General features: G+C 62.4%; 18 protein-coding genes. 13 read left to right on the top strand and 5 right to left on the bottom strand.

Features of this window, described 5'->3' with window-relative positions:
* Positions 1-102: 102 nt before the first annotated feature.
* Complete coding sequence (cysK, locus tag LOX95_RS06830) at positions 103-1083, bottom strand: cysteine synthase A (RefSeq protein ID WP_242913726.1); 981 nt, start codon at positions 1081-1083, stop codon at positions 103-105.
* 119 nt (positions 1084-1202) lie between these two features.
* Positions 1203-1694, bottom strand: coding sequence for an Lrp/AsnC family transcriptional regulator (locus LOX95_RS06825; RefSeq protein WP_242913725.1), 492 nt, complete (start codon positions 1692-1694; stop codon positions 1203-1205).
* Positions 1695-1778: 84 nt separating this feature from the next.
* On the opposite strand from LOX95_RS06825, the gene LOX95_RS06820 reads away from it, so the two are divergent.
* On the top strand, positions 1779-2699 hold the full coding sequence (locus tag LOX95_RS06820) for an EamA family transporter (protein WP_242913724.1): 921 nt from the start codon (positions 1779-1781) through the stop codon (positions 2697-2699).
* A gap of 144 nt (positions 2700-2843) precedes the next feature.
* On the opposite strand, the gene LOX95_RS06815 is transcribed toward LOX95_RS06820, so the two are convergent.
* On the bottom strand, positions 2844-4355 hold the full coding sequence (locus LOX95_RS06815) for a PAS domain-containing methyl-accepting chemotaxis protein (protein WP_242913723.1): 1512 nt from the start codon (positions 4353-4355) through the stop codon (positions 2844-2846).
* Positions 4356-4545: 190 nt separating this feature from the next.
* Here LOX95_RS06815 and fliI point away from each other — a divergent pair, with 190 nt between their 5' ends.
* From fliI to LOX95_RS06795, 4 genes are read left to right on the top strand one after another with little or no spacing between them, the layout of a single operon-like run.
* On the top strand, positions 4546-5889 hold the full coding sequence (fliI, locus tag LOX95_RS06810) for a flagellar protein export ATPase FliI (protein WP_242913722.1): 1344 nt from the start codon (positions 4546-4548) through the stop codon (positions 5887-5889).
* Positions 5890-5902: 13 nt separating this feature from the next.
* Positions 5903-6316, top strand: coding sequence for a flagellar FliJ family protein (locus LOX95_RS06805; RefSeq protein ID WP_242913721.1), 414 nt, complete (start codon positions 5903-5905; stop codon positions 6314-6316).
* A gap of 7 nt (positions 6317-6323) precedes the next feature.
* Positions 6324-7373: an endo-1,4-beta-xylanase gene (locus LOX95_RS06800; RefSeq protein ID WP_242913720.1), complete on the top strand. Its 1050-nt coding sequence runs from the start codon at positions 6324-6326 to the stop codon at positions 7371-7373.
* A 43-nt stretch (positions 7374-7416) separates the two neighbouring features.
* Positions 7417-8319, top strand: coding sequence for an oxygenase MpaB family protein (locus tag LOX95_RS06795; RefSeq protein WP_242913719.1), 903 nt, complete (start codon positions 7417-7419; stop codon positions 8317-8319).
* A 55-nt stretch (positions 8320-8374) separates the two neighbouring features.
* Here the strand turns inward: LOX95_RS06795 and ctrA are convergent, their stop codons facing one another.
* Positions 8375-9076, bottom strand: a complete 702-nt coding sequence (ctrA, locus tag LOX95_RS06790) for a response regulator transcription factor CtrA (protein WP_242913718.1) — start codon at positions 9074-9076, stop codon at positions 8375-8377.
* 379 nt (positions 9077-9455) lie between these two features.
* Here ctrA and LOX95_RS06785 point away from each other — a divergent pair, with 379 nt between their 5' ends.
* The 4 genes from LOX95_RS06785 to bdcA all read left to right on the top strand — a co-directional run bounded on the left by LOX95_RS06785 (position 9456) and on the right by bdcA (position 12013).
* Positions 9456-9833 (top strand): chromosomal replication initiator DnaA, encoded by a 378-nt coding sequence (locus LOX95_RS06785; RefSeq protein ID WP_242914064.1) that lies wholly within the window; start codon positions 9456-9458, stop codon positions 9831-9833.
* A complete protein-coding gene (locus tag LOX95_RS06780; protein WP_242913717.1) occupies positions 9830-10552 on the top strand; it encodes a DUF6456 domain-containing protein in 723 nt (240 codons plus the stop codon). Before LOX95_RS06785 ends, LOX95_RS06780 begins: the two co-directional genes overlap by 4 nt.
* Positions 10553-10611: 59 nt before the next feature.
* Positions 10612-11217, top strand: a complete 606-nt coding sequence (locus LOX95_RS06775) for a cation efflux transmembrane domain-containing protein (RefSeq protein WP_242913716.1) — start codon at positions 10612-10614, stop codon at positions 11215-11217.
* A gap of 82 nt (positions 11218-11299) precedes the next feature.
* Positions 11300-12013: an SDR family oxidoreductase gene (gene bdcA, locus LOX95_RS06770; RefSeq protein ID WP_242913715.1), complete on the top strand. Its 714-nt coding sequence runs from the start codon at positions 11300-11302 to the stop codon at positions 12011-12013.
* 102 nt (positions 12014-12115) lie between these two features.
* On the opposite strand, the gene LOX95_RS06765 is transcribed toward bdcA, so the two are convergent.
* A complete protein-coding gene (locus LOX95_RS06765; protein ID WP_242913714.1) occupies positions 12116-12646 on the bottom strand; it encodes a DUF3828 domain-containing protein in 531 nt (176 codons plus the stop codon).
* A gap of 551 nt (positions 12647-13197) precedes the next feature.
* Between LOX95_RS06765 and ileS the strand changes: the two genes are divergently transcribed.
* From ileS to LOX95_RS06745, 4 genes are all read left to right on the top strand, one after another.
* On the top strand, positions 13198-16128 hold the full coding sequence (gene ileS, locus LOX95_RS06760; protein ID WP_242913713.1) for an isoleucine--tRNA ligase: 2931 nt from the start codon (positions 13198-13200) through the stop codon (positions 16126-16128).
* Between the two features lie 86 nt (positions 16129-16214).
* A complete protein-coding gene (lspA, locus tag LOX95_RS06755) occupies positions 16215-16739 on the top strand; it encodes a signal peptidase II (protein ID WP_242913712.1) in 525 nt (174 codons plus the stop codon).
* Positions 16740-16808: 69 nt separating this feature from the next.
* Positions 16809-17378: a DUF3035 domain-containing protein gene (locus LOX95_RS06750; RefSeq protein WP_242913711.1), complete on the top strand. Its 570-nt coding sequence runs from the start codon at positions 16809-16811 to the stop codon at positions 17376-17378.
* 125 nt (positions 17379-17503) lie between these two features.
* Positions 17504-17857, top strand: coding sequence for a hypothetical protein (locus LOX95_RS06745; RefSeq protein WP_242913710.1), 354 nt, complete (start codon positions 17504-17506; stop codon positions 17855-17857).
* The last annotated feature ends 6 nt before the right edge of the window (positions 17858-17863 follow it).

Raw genomic sequence — 17863 nt, 5'->3', positions numbered from 1 at the left:
CGGGTTAACTACAAGTGCAAAGCGGGGCCGAAAATGGCCCCGCCGCATATTTCTGCACCTCAGATGTCAACTGCGACAGTAAAGTCGCAGATATCCTTGTTTTTACAGACCTTCGAACAGTGCGGTCGAAAGGTAACGTTCTGCAAAACTCGGAATGATGACCACAATGGTCTTGCCCGCATACTCTTCCTGCTCGGCGAGCCGGAACGCGGCGACCAGTGCAGCACCCGAAGAAATGCCGACAGGAATGCCTTCGGTACGGGCAACCTTGCGCGCCATTTCGAACGCGTCTTCGTTGGCGACCTGCTCGATGCTGTCGATAACGCCTGTGTCGATCACGGGCGGCACGAAACCGGCACCGATGCCCTGAATCTTGTGCGGACCAGGCGCACCACCCGAAAGAACCGGCGAAGCGGTCGGCTCGACGGCCACCATCTTCACGCTTGGTTTCTTGGCCTTCAGCGCATGGCCGACGCCGGTGATAGTGCCGCCCGTGCCAACACCGGCAATGACCACATCCACCGAACCGGCGGTGTCGTTCCAGATTTCCTCGGCCGTGGTGACCTCGTGGATCGCCGGATTGGCGTCGTTTTCGAACTGTGCCGGAGAGATCGAGCCGGGGATTTCAGCCAGAAGTTCCTCGGCGCGGGCAATCGCGCCCTTCATGCCCTTTTCGGCAGGCGTCAGTTCCAGCTTGGCCCCCAGCAGGGCCAGCATTTTGCGACGCTCGATCGACATGCTCTCGGGCATGCACAGGATCAGGTTGTAACCCTTGGACGCCGCCACAAACGCCAGCGCGATACCGGTATTGCCGCTGGTCGGCTCGATCAGGGTCGCGCCGGGCTGGATTTTACCCGCCTGCTCCAGAGCTTCGACCATGGCCACACCGATGCGATCCTTGACCGAGGCGATCGGATTGAAGAACTCCAGCTTGGCCAGCACTCGCGCCTTGGGTTTCAATTCCTTGGTCAGGTTCGGCAGCGCCACCAGAGGCGTATCGCCAATCGTATCGACGATGCTGTCGAACACCTTGCCCCGCCCGGACTTCTTGTGGCGGCTGGCATCATAAGAGGTGTTGGACATGGCGAACTCCTTGGCGTTGAATCTTGGCATCAGACATAGAGCGTATACGCCTGCCCACAAGGCAGAGCGTCACAGGATTTCTCAAGATATTTTTAGAAAAACTGGCACGTGACCGCTCATCACGAGCGCGTGCGAGAGATAACGCGCTGTGAAGGATCAAACGACATCACCTCGCGGATCGTCAGCAAGGTGGTGAAGTTGCGCACCCTGTCATCATCACTCAGCGCCTCGCGAGTAAAGGTGTCATAGGCCTCCATATCCGGCACAACGACATACAGAATGAAGTCCACATGTCCGGTTGTGTACCAAAGACCGTGAACCTCGGGCCGTGACTTCAGCTTGCGCATCAAGGCGTCGATGACGGCAGTCCCTTCGCGCTCCATCTCGACCAGCACATGCATGGTCAGCGCCTTTTCCAACCGCCCGCGATCCACCACCGCAACATCGGCAACGATCACCTTTTCGGCCCGCAAGCGACGCAGGCGTCGCGACACGGCCGATTCCGACAACCCCACCTTCTCCGCCAGTTCCCGTGCAGGCGTCAGGTTGTTCTGGCGTACAAGGTCCAAAAGGCGGTGATCGAAATCATCGAGTGCGAGCGTTTCTTGCATTAAAGATTCCCCTGCGCCGGAAACTTGCATCCGCGCGAGCAAACTTGCCAACACAAACGCACGGCGCGGTCGTAGGTTCAAACCATGATCCGTACCGCGTCCTTCCCCGTCACTTCGCGCCTTGGTGTGTATCTGCCCTACCTCGCACTGGTGGGCGGCATCCTGTTCCTGTCTGGCGGAACGTCCTTCGCCAAGACCCTGTACCCCCACGTCGGACCGATGGGCACAGCGGCCCTGCGCGTGGGGTTGTCGGCTCTCATTCTGACAGCCGTGTTCCGCCCTTGGCGCGCGCGGTTTACGCGCGCCGACATCAAAGGACTGGCGCTGTACGGTGCAGTTATGGGGTTGATGAACCTCAGCTTCTATATGGCGCTGAACACCATCCCGCTGGGCGTTGCGCTGGCTATCGAGTTCACAGGCCCGCTGTCCGTGGCGCTGTTCAACGCGCGCAAGCTGATCCACCTCGTCTGGGTGGCGGTGGCTGCGCTGGGACTGGCACTTCTGTTCCCGTTCGACACCTCGGTATCCAACCTCGATCCCGTAGGCTGTGGCTTTGCCGCGCTGGCAGCTCTCTTCTGGGCGGGCTACATCGTGTTCGGTCAGCGCGTAGCGCACCTTCCGTCAGGTGCGACCGTTGCCGTCGGCATGGGCTTTGCGGCCATGGTGGTGGTGCCGTTCGGCACGGTGACTGCCGGTGCCTCCCTGCTGTCGCCCGCGATATTGGGCATGGGCGTGCTGGTAGCCCTCGCATCCAGCGCCATTCCGTATTCGCTGGACATGGTCGCCCTTCGCAGCATTCCCAAACGCACCTTCGGTGTTGCCGTCAGTGCCGATCCGGCCGTGGGCGCGCTGGCTGGCCTCCTGTTCCTGAACGAGCATCTGACCTTCATGCAGTGGCTGGCGATTGCAGCCATCATGACCGCCTCCATCGGTGCCGTCCTCACCACGACCCACGCCGCCCGCGTAAACAGCAAGACCACGCCCTCCGATCAGGCTCTCCTCTAAGCACGCAAAAGAAAACCCGCCTCTGCCGGGGGGAGCAAAGGCGGGAAGTGAGGGGACATTCCTGACTGGAAATCCAGTCGTATAGTGATGCGGCCCTGGTACTACTGAGGGGGGGAAAGTTAAGTGACCAGGGCCGCCTCGCCTTTAGAAGTCTGCAAACTCAGCGGAGGGGGAACCGTTGACGACTGCTTTCAGGCGAGATCTTTGGCTTACTAAAGCGGGGGACATTCCTCCGCGTAAGCGTTGTTCGGAATGATTTGGTTCCCGGGATACCATTACCCGGGAAGAGGCGTCCTGGTTGCGACCGGTATTGAACCGGCTGACCAGAGCGGCCAGTTGGCGGGTTTCGTTCTGAAGCCCGGTGGCGGCGGCGGTGGTTTCTTCCACCATAGCAGCGTTCTGCTGCGTGACCTGATCCATCTGGTTCACGGCGGCGTTCACCTGACCCAGACCGGTGGCCTGTTCTTGCGAGGACGCGGCGATCTCGGCGGCCAGCGCATCCATCTCGGCGACCTTGGCCGCAATGGTTTCCAGCGCACGACCCGATTCACCGACCAGCTTCACGCCTTCCGCCACTTCGTGAGCGGAGGCCGAGATCAGAGCCTTGATCTCCTTGGCGGCTTCGGCAGAGCGTTGCGCAAGGGTGCGCACTTCGGATGCCACCACGGCAAAGCCGCGACCGCTCTCGCCGGCACGCGCCGCTTCGACGCCTGCGTTCAGGGCCAGCAGGTTGGTCTGGAAGGCAATCTCGTCGATCACACCGATGATGTCGCCAATCTCGGCCGAGCGACGGCTGATGCCATCCATCGCAGCCTGTGCCTTTTGCATGACCTCGCCGGAGCGGTCGGTCTCGGCGCGCGCCTCGACGGCAGCGGTCGAGGCCTGACGTGCCCCTTCCGCGCTGCGTTGGACGGTGGCCGTGATCTGGTCCAGTGCCGCAGCCGTCTCTTCCAGACTGGCGGCTTGCTGTTCGGTGCGGCGGGACAGGTCGTCTGCCGAGTTGGCGATTTCTTCCGAGCCGGTTTTCAGCACACCGACCGCATCGAGCACCTGATCCAGCGCGGTGCGCAGGCTCGACGTGGCACCGTTGAAGTCGTCCTTCACGCGCTGATGGGCCCCTTCCAGCGCCACCTCGATGGAGGCCCGCAAGTCCCCTTCCGAAAGCTTGGCAAGGTTGTCGGCCAGAACTTCGACCAGACGGCTTTGGGCCGCTTCGGCGGATTGACGCTCGGCCTCGGCACGGCGGGCGGCCTGTTCGGCCTCGGTGATGTTTATGGCCAGTTTGACCACCTTCACCGCACGGCCGTTGTCGTCCAGAACGGGGTTATAAGAGGCTTCCAGCCACACTTCTCGCTGGCCCTTGGCCATGCGGCGGAATTTCTTGGCGACAAAGCGCCCGTCATTCAGTTCACGCCAGAAAGCAGCGTATTCGGCCGTGGCGGCTTCGGCCGGATCCATGAACATGCGGTGGTGCTGGCCGCGGATCTCATCCAGCGAATAGCCCATGGTCTTCAGCAGGTTTTCGTTGGCATCAATGATGGTGCCGTCGAGTTCAAACTCGATCACTGCCTGGGAGCGACCTATGGCGGCCATACGGCGCTCCAACTCTTGAAGTCGGACAGTATCCTGCGCAGCTTGGGGGTTCTTTCTGAACATGGAGCGCTTTCGAACTTGATGTGGGTTGGGGTCAGCCTTCACCGTGGATCATGGCTTCGAAAACCTTTCTTTTTCTAATGACAGCGTTACGTCAAAACGCGCAGCCTAAGGTTTACCCGCGATTAACCATAACTGCGGCACAGCAAAGGTTGAGCCCATTTAACGCGCGCGTACGCGCCGGATATCCGCCTTGCGCCAGCTAATCGCAGCCGCCCAATCCATCGACCCCATCGTGGTCACCGGCAAGGTGGCGGGCGTTAACGGCCTGCTGATCGAAAGCCGTGGCGGCTTGTCGCGCTTGGCGGTCGGTGCACGCGCCGAGATCAGCCGCCGTGGCCAACCGCCCCTGCCTGCAGAGGTTGTCGGCTTCCGCGATGCCAAGGCGCTGCTGATGCCCTATGGCCCTGTCGAGGGCGTAGCCCCCGGTGCCGATATCAAGATTTTGGAAGCCGCCGCGTCGGTCAGCCCGACCACCCAATGGCTTGGCCGTATCATCGACGCCTTCGGAGAGCCGATCGACAGCAAGGGCCCGCTGCCCCAGGGCGGCCAGCCCTATACGCTCAAGGCCTCGCCCCCTCCCGCGCACTCGCGCGACCGTGTGGGCGAGCGTCTGGACCTCGGCGTGCGCTCGATGGACGTGTTCACCACCACCTGCCGTGGCCAGCGGCTTGGCATCTTCGCAGGTTCCGGCGTGGGTAAGTCGGTGTTGCTGTCCATGCTGGCGCGTCAGGCGACCTGTGATGTCGTGGTCGTCGGCCTGATCGGTGAACGAGGCCGCGAAGTGCGCGAGTTCATCGAAGAGACACTGGGCGAGGACGGCCTGCGCCGCGCGGTCGTCGTGGTCGCCACCTCGGACGAACCAGCCCTGAAACGCCGCCAAGCTGCTTATATGACCATGGCGGTGGCCGAATACTTCCGCGATCAGGGTCTGGAAGTCCTGTGCCTGATGGACTCCGTCACGCGCTTTGCCATGGCCCAGCGCGAGATCGGTCTGGCGGCGGGCGAGCCGCCGACGACCAAAGGCTATACGCCGACCGTCTTTACCGAACTGCCGAAGCTGCTGGAGCGCGCTGGTCCCGGCCCGCGCCTGCCGGACGGTCGCCAAGCCGGACCCATCACCGCCCTGTTCACCGTGCTGGTGGACGGCGGCGACCACGACGAACCCATCGCCGATGCCGTGCGCGGTATTCTGGACGGCCACATCGTCATGGACCGCAAGATTGCCGAGCGAGGCCGCTTCCCCGCCATCGACGTGCTGAAGTCCGTCAGCCGGACCATGCCGGAGTGCCAAGACCCGCGCGAACGCGAGCTGAACCGCCGCGCCCGCCAGTGTCTTTCTGCCTATTCCAACATGGAAGAGCTGATCAAAATCGGTGCCTATCGCAGCGGAGCCGACCCCATTGTGGACCGCGCCATCGCCCTTAATCCGATGCTCGAAGACTTCCTGCGTCAGGACAAGGAAGACGTCACCCGTCTGGCCGACAGTTTCGACCGACTTGAATCTATCCTCAACATGGGCATGCTAGAAGCTTGACCGGAGAAGCCGCATGACCGCATGGGCGCAATCCCTGATCCGCCTCACCAACTATGAGGTCGAGACCCTGCAAAAGCGCATGGCCGAGATCGCCGCTCGCCGCGCCGATGCGGAGATGAAGCTGGTCATGCTGGACGCCGAGGCCGAGGGTGAAAAGGCGCAGGCCACAGCCGATCCCCAACATGCCGCCATGCTTCGCGCCTATCTGAATGGCTGGAAGCTGCGCCGCGCCAATGCCGAGGGCATGGTCGAAGCGCTGCTGCGCGAGGAAGAGGGTGCCCGAGACGCCCTGACCGCCGCCTTCGAGGAACTGAAAAAGTTCGAGCACGTGGCTGAAACCACCCGCGTGAACAAACGCATCGAAGCCAACCGTCGCGAGGCCGCGACATTTGACGAAATGGGCCTGCGCCGCCGTAACGCGGGCTGATCCCCGTATGCCTTCGCGTCGTTCACTACTTCTCGGCGCGGCAGGATTGATGGCATCGGGCTGTCGGGCTTCGGCCCAGCCGGACACCGCCGTCCCTCCCCTCAAATCGATTGCGCCCTACCGCGTCGGCACCTGCGCCATGACGGGCCAGCTTGACGATCCCGCATGGACGCGGCTGGCGCTGGAGCATTACAACCAGATCACGCCCGAGTGGGAGATGAAGATGGAATACATCCTCACCCCCGACGGCTATCGCTTCGATGCACCTGACCGCATTGCCGATTGGTGTGAGGCCCACGGCATGGCCCTGCACGGCACGACGCTCGTCTGGTACTCGCAGGGCGAAGAGGCGTTTCGCGGCCTGTCCCCCGTGGACTATCGTCAACAGTTCGACCGCTACATCGCCGCCGTCGCCGGACGCTATGCCGGAAAGGTGCGCGGCTGGGACGTCATCAACGAGGCGGTGGCCGAGGATGGTAATGGCCTTCGCCAGCATCACTGGGCGCAGAACCTTGGCGAACTCGACCACATGGTGCGCGCCTTTGAACAGGCCAAGCTGGCTGATCCAGACGCCGTCCTGTTCATCAACGACTACAATCTCGAGAACAATCCGAAGAAGGGCGCGACCTTCCTGAAACTGGTCGAGCGGCTGTTAAATGCGGGCGCACCCGTCGGCGGCATCGGGACCCAGAGCCACCTCGATATCGAAATCCCCGAGGGCCAGATCAGCGCCTTCATCCATGAGGCTGCACAGTTCGGATTACCGCTGCACATCTCGGAACTGGATGCCTCGCGCCGCCGGGAAGGTGGCCCGCCGGATGTCAGAAGTGTTTCATTCCGGACCACTCAACAGTTTGATCGCATTGCAGAATTAACGACCGCTTATTCAAGGTTACCTGAACACAAGCGTTACGGATTAACCCTTTGGGGCGTGCGCGATACGGACTCGTGGCTTAGACGTCCGCCCCATGACGACGGCAAAGACAGCCCGCTGGCCTTCGACGCCTTTGAACGCCCCACCGCCGTCGCCCGCGCCCTGGCCGAAAGCTGGACCTGACCCTTTGCCGGAACGCGCCGGTGAAGAGAGCCGTTAATCCGGCATGACAGCATCGCGTATCAAGGACCGTCTGGACCGGGCCGCTGCCGATTATATGCAGCCCAAGGACATGCCACATTTCGACTTTACCTCGCCCGCGGGCGAGGCCGCGCTGATCCCGCACGACAGCATTTCGTGGCAGATCTTCAAGAACCCGGTCAGCCTGTTTATCGGCGGGGTGACGGCGGTGATCCTCGAACTGGCCGAGGCGCGGGTGCGGGCAGGCGTCTGGGACCACACGAACTTCCGCACCGATCCGGTGCCGCGCCTGAAACGCACAGGGCTGGCGGCGATGGTCACCGTTTATGCTCCCGCCTCCAAGGCCGAGGCGATGATTGCCGGTATCCGCCGTCGCCATGCCCGCGTGACCGGCACCGCCGATGATGGCCAACCCTATAATGCCAATGATCCGGGGCTGCTGGATTGGGTACAGGCGACCGCAGGCTATGGCTTTACCGAAGCCTTCCACCGATATGTCCGCCCGCTATCTCCTCAGGAACGAGACCGCGCATGGTCAGACGCCTATCCGACCGCCATCCACTATGGCGCGGTCGGTGCCCCCAAGTCGGAGGCTGAATGGCAGACCCAGCTGGCCGCCATGCTGCCGCACCTGACGCCCTCGCCCATCGTACTCGAGTTTCTCGATATCATGCGCAGGGCCAATGCTTTCCCCGCCTATGCGCGTCCGATCCAGCACCTGCTGATCCGCGCCGCCATAGACATGACCCCGCCGCAGGTCGCCAAGTTCGTCGGCCTCAAACACTCTGACGGCCTCGCATCATGGCAGCGCCCGCTCGTTAAGACGCTGGCGCAAGGAGCCGAGCGGTTTCCCCTGAAACAGTCCCCTGCCGGACAATCATCCGTGCGGATGGGCCTGCCCGCCGACTGGCTGTGGAAACAGGGCTGAAACGAAAAACGCCCGCTGTTTCCAGCGGGCGTTTTCAAATCGGATACGTATCGACTTAGGCGGCGATGATCTGGCCGACTTCCGACGGGTCGCGCAGCACGTAGCCACGGCCCCAGACGGTTTCGATGTAGTGCTTGCCACCGGCAGCCGTCGCCAGCTTCTTGCGCAGCTTGCAGATGAAGACGTCGATGATCTTCAGTTCCGGCTCGTCCATGCCACCGTACAGGTGGTTCAGGAACATTTCCTTGGTCAGCGTCGTGCCCTTACGCAGGGAGAGCAGTTCCAGCATCTGGTATTCTTTGCCGGTCAGGTGCACGCGGTGACCATTCACTTCTACGGTCTTGGCGTCGAGGTTCACAGCGATTTCGCCGGTGTGGATGATCGCCTGGGCGTGGCCCTTGGAGCGACGAACCACAGCGTGGGTGCGGGCGATCAGCTCGTCCTTGTGGAACGGCTTGGTCAGGTAGTCGTCGGCACCGCCGCCGAAAGTCTTGACCTTGGTTTCAATCTCGTGGCTGCCCGAGAGGATCATGACCGGAGTATTGACCTTGCCGTTGCGCAGTTGGCGCAGAACCTCAAGACCGCTCATGTCCGGCAGGTTGAGATCGAGCAGGATCAGGTCGTAGTCATAGATCTTGCCCAGATCGATGCCTTCTTCACCCAGATCGGTCGTGTAAACGTTGAAGCCTTCCGACTTCAGCATCAGCTCGATGCTTTGAGCCGTGGCGTGATCATCTTCAATCAACAGGACGCGCATTCATGCCCCTCCAGGCAAAGCTTGGCTGAAACCGCGCGTACTACGCGATCCGGGTAACCTTGTTCGTACGTTAACGATTAAAAAGCTTAGAAATGGTTAACGGGTCCCGATATGAAACGCCTAGGCTGATTTGCGAATCGCCGTCTAGGGGGTGAGTCAACGATTCTTTAATTTTTTGGAGAATCAGGTTCGGTCACCAAAGCCAAATCCCCTCGCTGGCGAACTATCCCCAGACGATTCACCAATCACCATTATCCCAAAGCTAAGCTTTACAAGGCGAAGCGTCCGAAGTTGACGCACGGTAGGAACATTTTCCTAGCCAACCCAACCCTGCGCCGCATGATGGCCTTCTGTTGGGAGTTGGGAGATTTACCGAGTGATGGAAGCTTACCGCGTTCCTGTTCTTGAGGGTGACCGGATCAGGGCCGATGCCGCCCTTAGCCTGTCGGCCCTCGCTTTTCACATCCCCGTCGAGGAGATGAACCGGCGCGAGCGAGTAAGGCTGCGGGCGTGCCGTGCCCGCTGGTCTGCGATGTATCTGGCGCATGTGTCCTATGGCTGGCCGCTGGAACGGGTGGCGCATGCGTTCGGACTTAACCGCGCCACCGCCTCAACCGCCTGCCGCTGGGCCGAGGATGAACGCGACCGCGATGATTACGATTTGCTGATGGATGGGCTGGAGGGTGCGCTGCGCGGGGTCATGGATATGCCGCTGGTCGATCTTGCGCCCGAGCATGGCCTGAAGGTGCGCCGATGAGCGCCGCCCGCCTGACCGAACGCGCCCGCCGTTTGATGCAGCGCCCCGATGCATGGCTGGACGAGACAGCCGCCGGATACCCTTTGCGTCTGGGCGGGGACCGTCGCGGCCGCGTGGTCCTGACGCTGGACGAAGCCGCATTTCGCGCCATGGCCCAGACGCCAGGTCTTCGCCGTCGAAACGGCGGCGGCTGGCAGGCAAGGCGTCAAGGCTCCGAGAACACATCTACCGCTGCCGGACGTCCGGGTCAGATCCTTGGAGAGCGCACCTTGATGCAGGCCGACGGGCGCGCCACGACCCACACCGCCAATCTGGGTGAAAGCCCGATCGCATGGCTGGCCCGTCGCAAGGACCACAGCGGCCGCCCGTGGCTTACCCCTCAGGAAGTTGCGGCTGGAGAACGTCTGCGGGCCGAAGCGGAGATGGCGCTGGCCGGTCCCTCCCTGACCATGCGTTGGGACGGCCTGCCACGCAGCCAGTCCGGTGCCTCTCCGGCCCGTATTGAACCAAGCGACCGCGCCCTGTCGGCCTCGGCGCGCGTCGAGGCGGCCTTGGCGGCGGCGGGGCCGCGCCTTCGGGCCATGCTCGAACATGTCTGTGTACGCGGATCATCCCTGCAACTGGCCGAGCAGGAACTGAGCTTGCGCCGCCGTCAGGGGAAGACCGTGCTGAAACAGGGGCTACAGGCGCTGGCGGTCCACTATGGCTTGATGCGCTAGGTGCAGCCATTTGCGCGCTCGACCGCTTTGAGGTGATCCCCCTCCCCACGGCGGTCCCCATGAGCGGCAACCACAGCGACACCGACCATCTGCAAAAGCGCGTCTTGCTGATCGTGCTCGCGTTGAACTTTCTGCTTTTTGTGGTGCTGGGCCTTGGCGGGTTGTTCGCCAACTCCAGCGCCCTTCTGGCCAATGCCGTCGATAACGGATCCGATGCGGTCGTCTATCTGCTCAGCTTTCTGGCCGTTGGGCGCGCGCTAATCTGGAAGCAGCGGACGGCGCGAACCTCCGGCATCATGCTGCTGGTCATAGCGGCGGCGGTTCTGATCGATGCCATCCGCCGGTTTGTCTATGGCAGCGAACCAGGCGGCTGGACGATGATGACGCTGGCGGTAGTGGCCGCAGTGATCAACCTGAGCTGTCTGCAGCTGATCCGCCGCCAGAAGAGCAACGACGTGAATATGAGGGCCGCCGAGACCTTCAGCTTCAACGACTTTGCCTCCAATGGCGGCATTCTGGTCGCGGGCGGACTCGTCATGGGGCTCAAACAGTCATGGCCCGATCTTGTCGTCGGGATGATCGTGGCCGCCATCGCCTTGAAGGGCGGCGTCGATATCCTCCGCTCGGTCTCGGACGAGCCTGAGCGGGGACCGCAAGCGAGTTAATGTAACGATCATTAAATAAAGGTTGCGCGGACGAGGCGACCATTTATGTGGCGATCATTACATTTGATCACAGGAGGCCCTCGTGGCCGCTTTTAAAGACAAATCCGTACTGGTTCTGGGTGGCAGCCGCGGCATTGGCGCGGCCATTGTCCGTCGCTTTGCCAAGGATGGCGCAAGGGTCGTCTTCACCTATTCCGGCTCGCCCGATGCCGCCCACACCCTTGCCCGTGAGACCGGCACCACCGCCGTCCAGACCGACAGCGCCGACCGCGACGCCGTCATCGCTCGCGTTCGCGACAGCGGCCCGCTGGATATTCTGGTGGTGAATGCAGGGATCGGCGTGTTTGGCGATGCGCTGGATCTCAACCCAGACGATATCGACCGTCTGCTGGCGATCAACGTCCACGCGCCCTACCACGCCTCGGTCGAGGCCGCGCGCCAGATGCCTGAGGACGGACGCATCATCGTCATCGGCTCGGTCAACGGCGACCGCATGCCGGTACCGGGCATGGCCGCCTATGCGCTGTCCAAGTCCGCGCTTCAGGGCATGGCTCGCGGTCTGGCGCGTGACTTCGGCCCGCGCGGCATCACCATCAACGTCGTCCAGCCCGGCCCCATCGACACCGACGCCAATCCCGCCGACGGCCCGATGAAGGAGGTGCTGCACAGCTTCATGGCCATCAAACGCCATGGCCGTTCGGACGAGGTGGCTGCCATGGTCGCCTATCTGGCCGGACCGGATGCAGGCTTTGTCACCGGCGCGATGCACACCATCGACGGGGCCTTCGGAGCCTAAGCTTCGCCGAAGAGGGGTCAGACCCTTCGGCGTCACCGCACCGTTCGCCATCGGTGCGGTAAGGGCGGCCCCGCATCCTGTGCGGGGCCGTTTTCTTTTCACTCAGCCAATCGCGGCCAGAAGCTGTTCGGTCAGCGGCTTTTCGCCCGGCTTGACGATGTCCAGCACCTTCCAGCGGCCGCCTTCCTTTTCCAGCATCACGATCTGGGTCTTCTCCGTACCATCGACGGTAAAGACGACATCCGCGTCTGCAAAATTGCGCTCGCCCTCGGTGATCTTCACCGACTTCAGCACCACATCACCTCCCGTGCAGCCACAGACCGGATCGTTTTGCAGCACCGGCTTACGCCCCGCATCGCGGGCATTCTTCCAGTCATAAAAGATCATGGCGTTCAGGCTGCGCTGCATCAGGTCATCGCGCCCCGGCTGAACAGGCTCGGCAGGCGGGTTCTGATAGACCTCGTAAAGCGCGCGAACGAATGCCTCGGGCGACACCTCGCCCGCCGCCTTCGCCGCCGCACGCCCGACCAGCTTGGGCGCAGGGGGAGCCGCAGGCTCCGGCTCGGCGGGTTGCGAGCAAGCCGAGACGCAAACACAAGCAAGCGATAATAGAAGCGCGGACTTCAGGAACATTCTCATTTCAGCGAAGCAACTTTGCTAAGATCGTCCAAACGCTGACGGAAGTACGGTTGTACACGCGGTTGTAGCCTGCGCGCTTGGGATTGGTGATCCAGCCCGCGCCTCGAGGCGCTTTCAGGCCGAGATTATGCCGCACGGCACGCTTGACCGAAGTTCGAGCAGCTAGGCTTTTCCGCAGGCTCGGTTTTCGCAGTCCTATTTTCACGTTACCCTCCCTCTGGTTTTCCAGACGACGTTGCGTAAGAACTGCAAGTCTTTCAAGCACTGATGCAGCGTCGGGTCTGGCCTGACGCGGTCCGTCTTGCTACATCCCCTCGCATGACCTTTTGCGTGACAGGCACGATTTCGATTAGCCGCCCGGCGTAGCGCTCCGAACCCCGAGTTTGGAGACTGGGGCGAACCGCCCCGCGCGCGCCGGGATCGACATATCCGAACGCCTAGACGATGTGCGCCCTTGGGGCGTGTCGTCACTTCACGCTACACTGCCATGATATTTCGCATCCCGTCCGTCGGGATGCCGTGCGCATAGACGAAAAAGACAACCCATGTCCGACGCCGAAAACACCTCGACCGAGACTGCTGGCCGCGATTACCGCGACACCGTCTTCCTGCCTGAAACCGACTTCCCGATGCGCGGCGGTCTGCCGAAGAAGGAGCCGGAAATCCTCGAAAAGTGGGGCGACCTGTACGGCACCCTGCGCGCCAAGCGTCAGGCCGAGGGCGCACCGCTGTTCGTGCTGCACGATGGCCCGCCCTATGCCAACGGCGACATCCACATCGGCCACGCCCTGAACAAGACGCTGAAGGACTTCGTCGTCCGCTCGCAGTTCCTGATGGGCAATGACGTGGACTACGTTCCTGGCTGGGACTGCCACGGCTTGCCGATCGAGTGGAAGATCGAGGAAGAGTACCGCAAGAAGGGCCGCCGCAAGGACGAGGTCTCCAAAGACGAGTTCCGCACCGCCTGCCGTGAATATGCGGGCAAGTTCATCGACCTGCAGCGTGACCAGTTCCTGCGCCTCGGCATCACGGGCGACTTCGCCAACCGCTATGCCACCATGGACTTCAAGTCCGAGGCCGCCATCGTGGGCGAGTTCCACCGCTTCAAGAACTCGGGCCAACTCTATCGCGGCTCCAAGCCGGTGATGTGGTCGCCCGTCGAGCGCACCGCTCTGGCCGACGCCGAGGTCGAGTACCACGACCACGTCTCGCCGACGATCTGGGTGAAATTCCCCGTCACCGGCATGTCGGACAGCCATCCGGACGACCTGCTGGCCTTCCGCAACCAGACCCCTTCGGTCGTGATCTGGACCACCACTCCGTGGACCATTCCGGCCAACCGCGCCATCTCCTATGGCCCCGAGATCAAGTACGGCCTGTACGAAGTCACGGCCATGGAAGAAGGTCTGGAGTTCGAGCCGTGGGCCAAGGCCGGTGACCGCTTCATCATCGCCGACAAGTTGGTCGAAGATGTTCTGAAGGCTGGCAAGGTCGCGACCTTCACGCGCATCTACGACATCGACCCGTCGGGTCTGGAATGCGCCCACCCGCTGGCCGAACTGGATAGCGGCTACGGCTTCTCGGTGCCGCTGCTGTCGGGCGACCACGTCACCGACGATGCCGGTACGGGCTTCGTCCACACCGCTCCGGGACACGGCGCGGACGACTATGCCGTCTGGCTGGCCCACGGTCATCGCGATGTGCCGGACACCGTCGATCCGGACGGTGCCTATTATCCGCACGTGCCGCTGTTCGCAGGCCTCAAGGTTTTGGAAACCGAAGGCAAGAAGACCGGCAAGTTCGGTCCCGCCAATGGCGCGGTGATGGAAAAGCTGATCGAGGCGGGCAACCTGCTGGCGCGTGGCCGCGTCGAGCACTCCTATCCGCACTCGTGGCGCTCCAAGGCTCCGGTCATCTTCCGCAACACGCCGCAGTGGTTCATCCGCATGGATGAGGAACTGGCCAACGGCGAGACCCTGCGCGAGCGGGCTCTGACCGCGCTGGACAACACCGCCTTCCACCCTGCGGCTGGCAAGAACCGCATCCGCTCAATGGTCGAGGGCCGTCCCGACTGGCTGATCAGCCGTCAGCGCGCATGGGGCACCCCGCTGGCCATGTATGTCGACAAGACCACCGGCCAGCCGTTGATCGACGCCGAAGTCGACGCCCGCATCGTCGCTGCTGTCGCCCAAGGTGGCGCAGACGTGTGGTTCACCGCACCGGACGAAGACTTCCTCGGCAACCACAATCCGGCCCAGTACGAAAAGATCGCCGACATCCTCGATGTCTGGTTCGATTCCGGCTCGACCCACGCCTTCACCCTCGAAGCGCGCGATCCGGCCCACGGCTATCAGGGCGACCGTCCGTCGCACTGGCCGGCGAACCTGTACCTCGAAGGTTCGGACCAGCACCGCGGCTGGTTCCAGTCCTCGCTGCTGGAAGGCTGCGGCTCGCGTGGCCGTGCGCCATACGACGCCGTCCTGACCCACGGTTTCACCCTCGATGAGAAGGGTGAGAAGATGTCGAAGTCCAAGGGCAACACCGTTGACCCTGCGACCGTCATCAAGGAATCGGGTGCCGACATCCTGCGTCTATGGGTGGCGATGGTCGACTATTCGGAAGACCAGCGCATCGGTAAGCAGATCCTGCAAACCACGGTCGATGCCTATCGCAAGCTGCGCAACACCGTGCGCTACCTGCTGGGCGCTGTGAACGGCTTCACCGATGAAGAGCGCATCACCGACTATTCGCAGTTCCCGCCCCTGGAGCAGTACATCCTGCACCGACTGTGGGAGTTGGACGCCCACGTGAAGAAGGCGTTCGAGGAATACCGCTTCCAGGACGTGGTCCGTCCGGTGATCGAGTTCTGCACCGGCGACCTGTCGTCGCTGTATTTCGACGTCCGCAAGGACAGCCTGTATTGCGACCGTCCGGACAGCATCAAGCGCCGCGCCGTTCGCACCGTCATGGACGAAGTCTTCGCCCGTCTGACCGCATGGCTGTCGCCAATCACCCCATTTACCATGGACGAGGCATGGACCTCGCGCTTCCCTGAAGCCGAAGCCGGTGCCAACTCGGCCCGCGTTCTGCCGTCGGCTCCGGCTGAATGGCAGAACGACGCCGAGGCCGCCCGCTGGGCCAAGGTCCAAAAGGTCATGGAAGTGGTCAACGAAGCCCTCGAAGCGGCCCGCCGCGACAAGGTCATCGGTGGTGCTCTGGACGCATGGCCGACCGTTACGGCCCCTGCCGACCTGCTGGCCGCCTATGAAGGTCTGGACGCTGCCGAAGTCTTCCGTACCTCGGGTGCCGATCTGACCGAGGGCGCGGAGATCACCGCAGTAGTCAAAACCGCCGACTATCCGAAATGCGCCCGCTCGTGGCGCAAGGTTCCGGACGTGGGTTCCGACCCCGAATATCCGGATCTGTCGGCCCGCGACGCGGACACCGTCCGCTATCTGGACAGCCTGGAAGCCTAAAGCTGAGCTACGAAAAACGCCCCATCGGACACGGTGGGGCGTTTTTTATTCTCCCCCCTGCCCCAAGTTCCTGTTAGGCGAAGCCTATGAAGATTTCTCGCCTTGCCTGGATGGCCTACGCTCTGGCCCTCATCATCATCGTTCTGGACCAGATCACCAAGGCAATGGTGATCAACGCCATGCCCGCGACGCCGTCGTCCATGCTGGACGGTTTCCGCATCGCCGAGGTGCTGCCGCCCTACTTCAACCTGACCTTCGTCCTGAACACGGGCGTCAGCTTTGGCATGTTTGGCGGCGGTGAAGCCCGCTGGATCCTCAGCACCTTCTCGATCATCGTGGCTATCGCGCTGGCCGTCTGGGCCTATAAGGCCGAGCGTCGCCTGCTGGCCGCTGCGATAGGCATGGTTATTGGCGGAGCCATCGGCAATGTCATCGACCGTATCCGTTTCGGCGGCGTCGTCGACTTCCTCGATTTTTCGGGTACCGGCGTGTTTCCGTGGATTTTCAACATCGCCGACAGCGGTATAACCGTGGGTGTTGCCTTGCTAATCCTCGATTCCTTCCTTGGAGAACGTCGCTCCAAGGTTGGCGTGGCCCACGAAAAGTCGTAATCACATTCCTTCCTATTCGACCCGAGCAGCACCCTGCAGGGTGCTAACCGACCGGAGCCGAGCCTGAACATGCGTATTCGTAACGTCCTCACCCTGTCTGTTACCGCTGCTGCGATGCTGAGCCTTGGCGCTTGCAGCTCGCTGAAACAGGGTATTGGTCTGACCAAGGTAACGCCGGACGAGTTCGTCACCGTGGCGTCCGCCCCGCTGGTCGTTCCGCCGGAATACGGCCTGACCCCGCCGTCGCCGGGTGCCCCGCGCCCGCAAGAACTGGCACCCGAATCGGCAGCCCGCCAAATCCTGCTCGGCCAGCGTCAGGCTGTGACCCGCACGCCGGGTGAACAGGTTCTGGTGGCCAACGCCGGTGGCGACCGCGCCGACCCGCTGGCCCGCTATGTCATCGACGACGAGTTCGGCGATCTGGCCCACAAAGAAGAAAGCTGGGCCAACCGCCTGATGTTCTGGCGCAAGAACGACCCGTCCACCCAGGCTGCGTCCACGCTGCAAGGTCCGGATGGTTCGCGCACCGTTGACGCCATGACCGAGCATCAGCGCGTGCAAGCCCTGACCGGTGGCCGCGAAGGCATCACCATCGTCCCGCGTCAGGACAGCCGCCGCTTCAAGCTGCCGGGTCTTTAAGACCCGCCACTAACCGGATTGTAAAAGGGCGTGACAGGCTTGGCCGTTACGCCCTTTTTCTTTGCCCCTGGAACAGTTTGAAGGCTTAACTGTTCACCACGACCAGTTCGCTTACCGGAGCCCGCATGATCCCCGTCGACGCCCGCGCTATCTTTGCTGCCATCGCTATCGCCCACACCAAGGGTGGAAATGTCACCGGCCTCTACGATCATGCCCAGTCACGCCATCTGAACCTGATCGCCAGCGCATCGGGTCAGACGGTCAATGCCATCGATCTGGAGCGCAAGGCCAAGGTCAACGGCACCTTGCCCGCCTTCATCGACCACAGCCGCTCCAGCCACGTCCACATGACAGGCGAGAACGGCAAATACACCGGCTACGACTACAAGACCGAGACCCACTTCAACATCGAGGTCACAGGCGACACCGCCGCCCTATACGACCACGAGCAAGGCGTCTGGACGCAGTACAGCGCCTGACGCGGC

It is taken from the genome of Brevundimonas pishanensis, from assembly GCF_022750635.1.
In the GTDB taxonomy this organism is placed as follows: domain Bacteria; phylum Pseudomonadota; class Alphaproteobacteria; order Caulobacterales; family Caulobacteraceae; genus Brevundimonas; species Brevundimonas pishanensis.
This window is presented reverse-complemented; position numbering and strand designations above follow the sequence as displayed.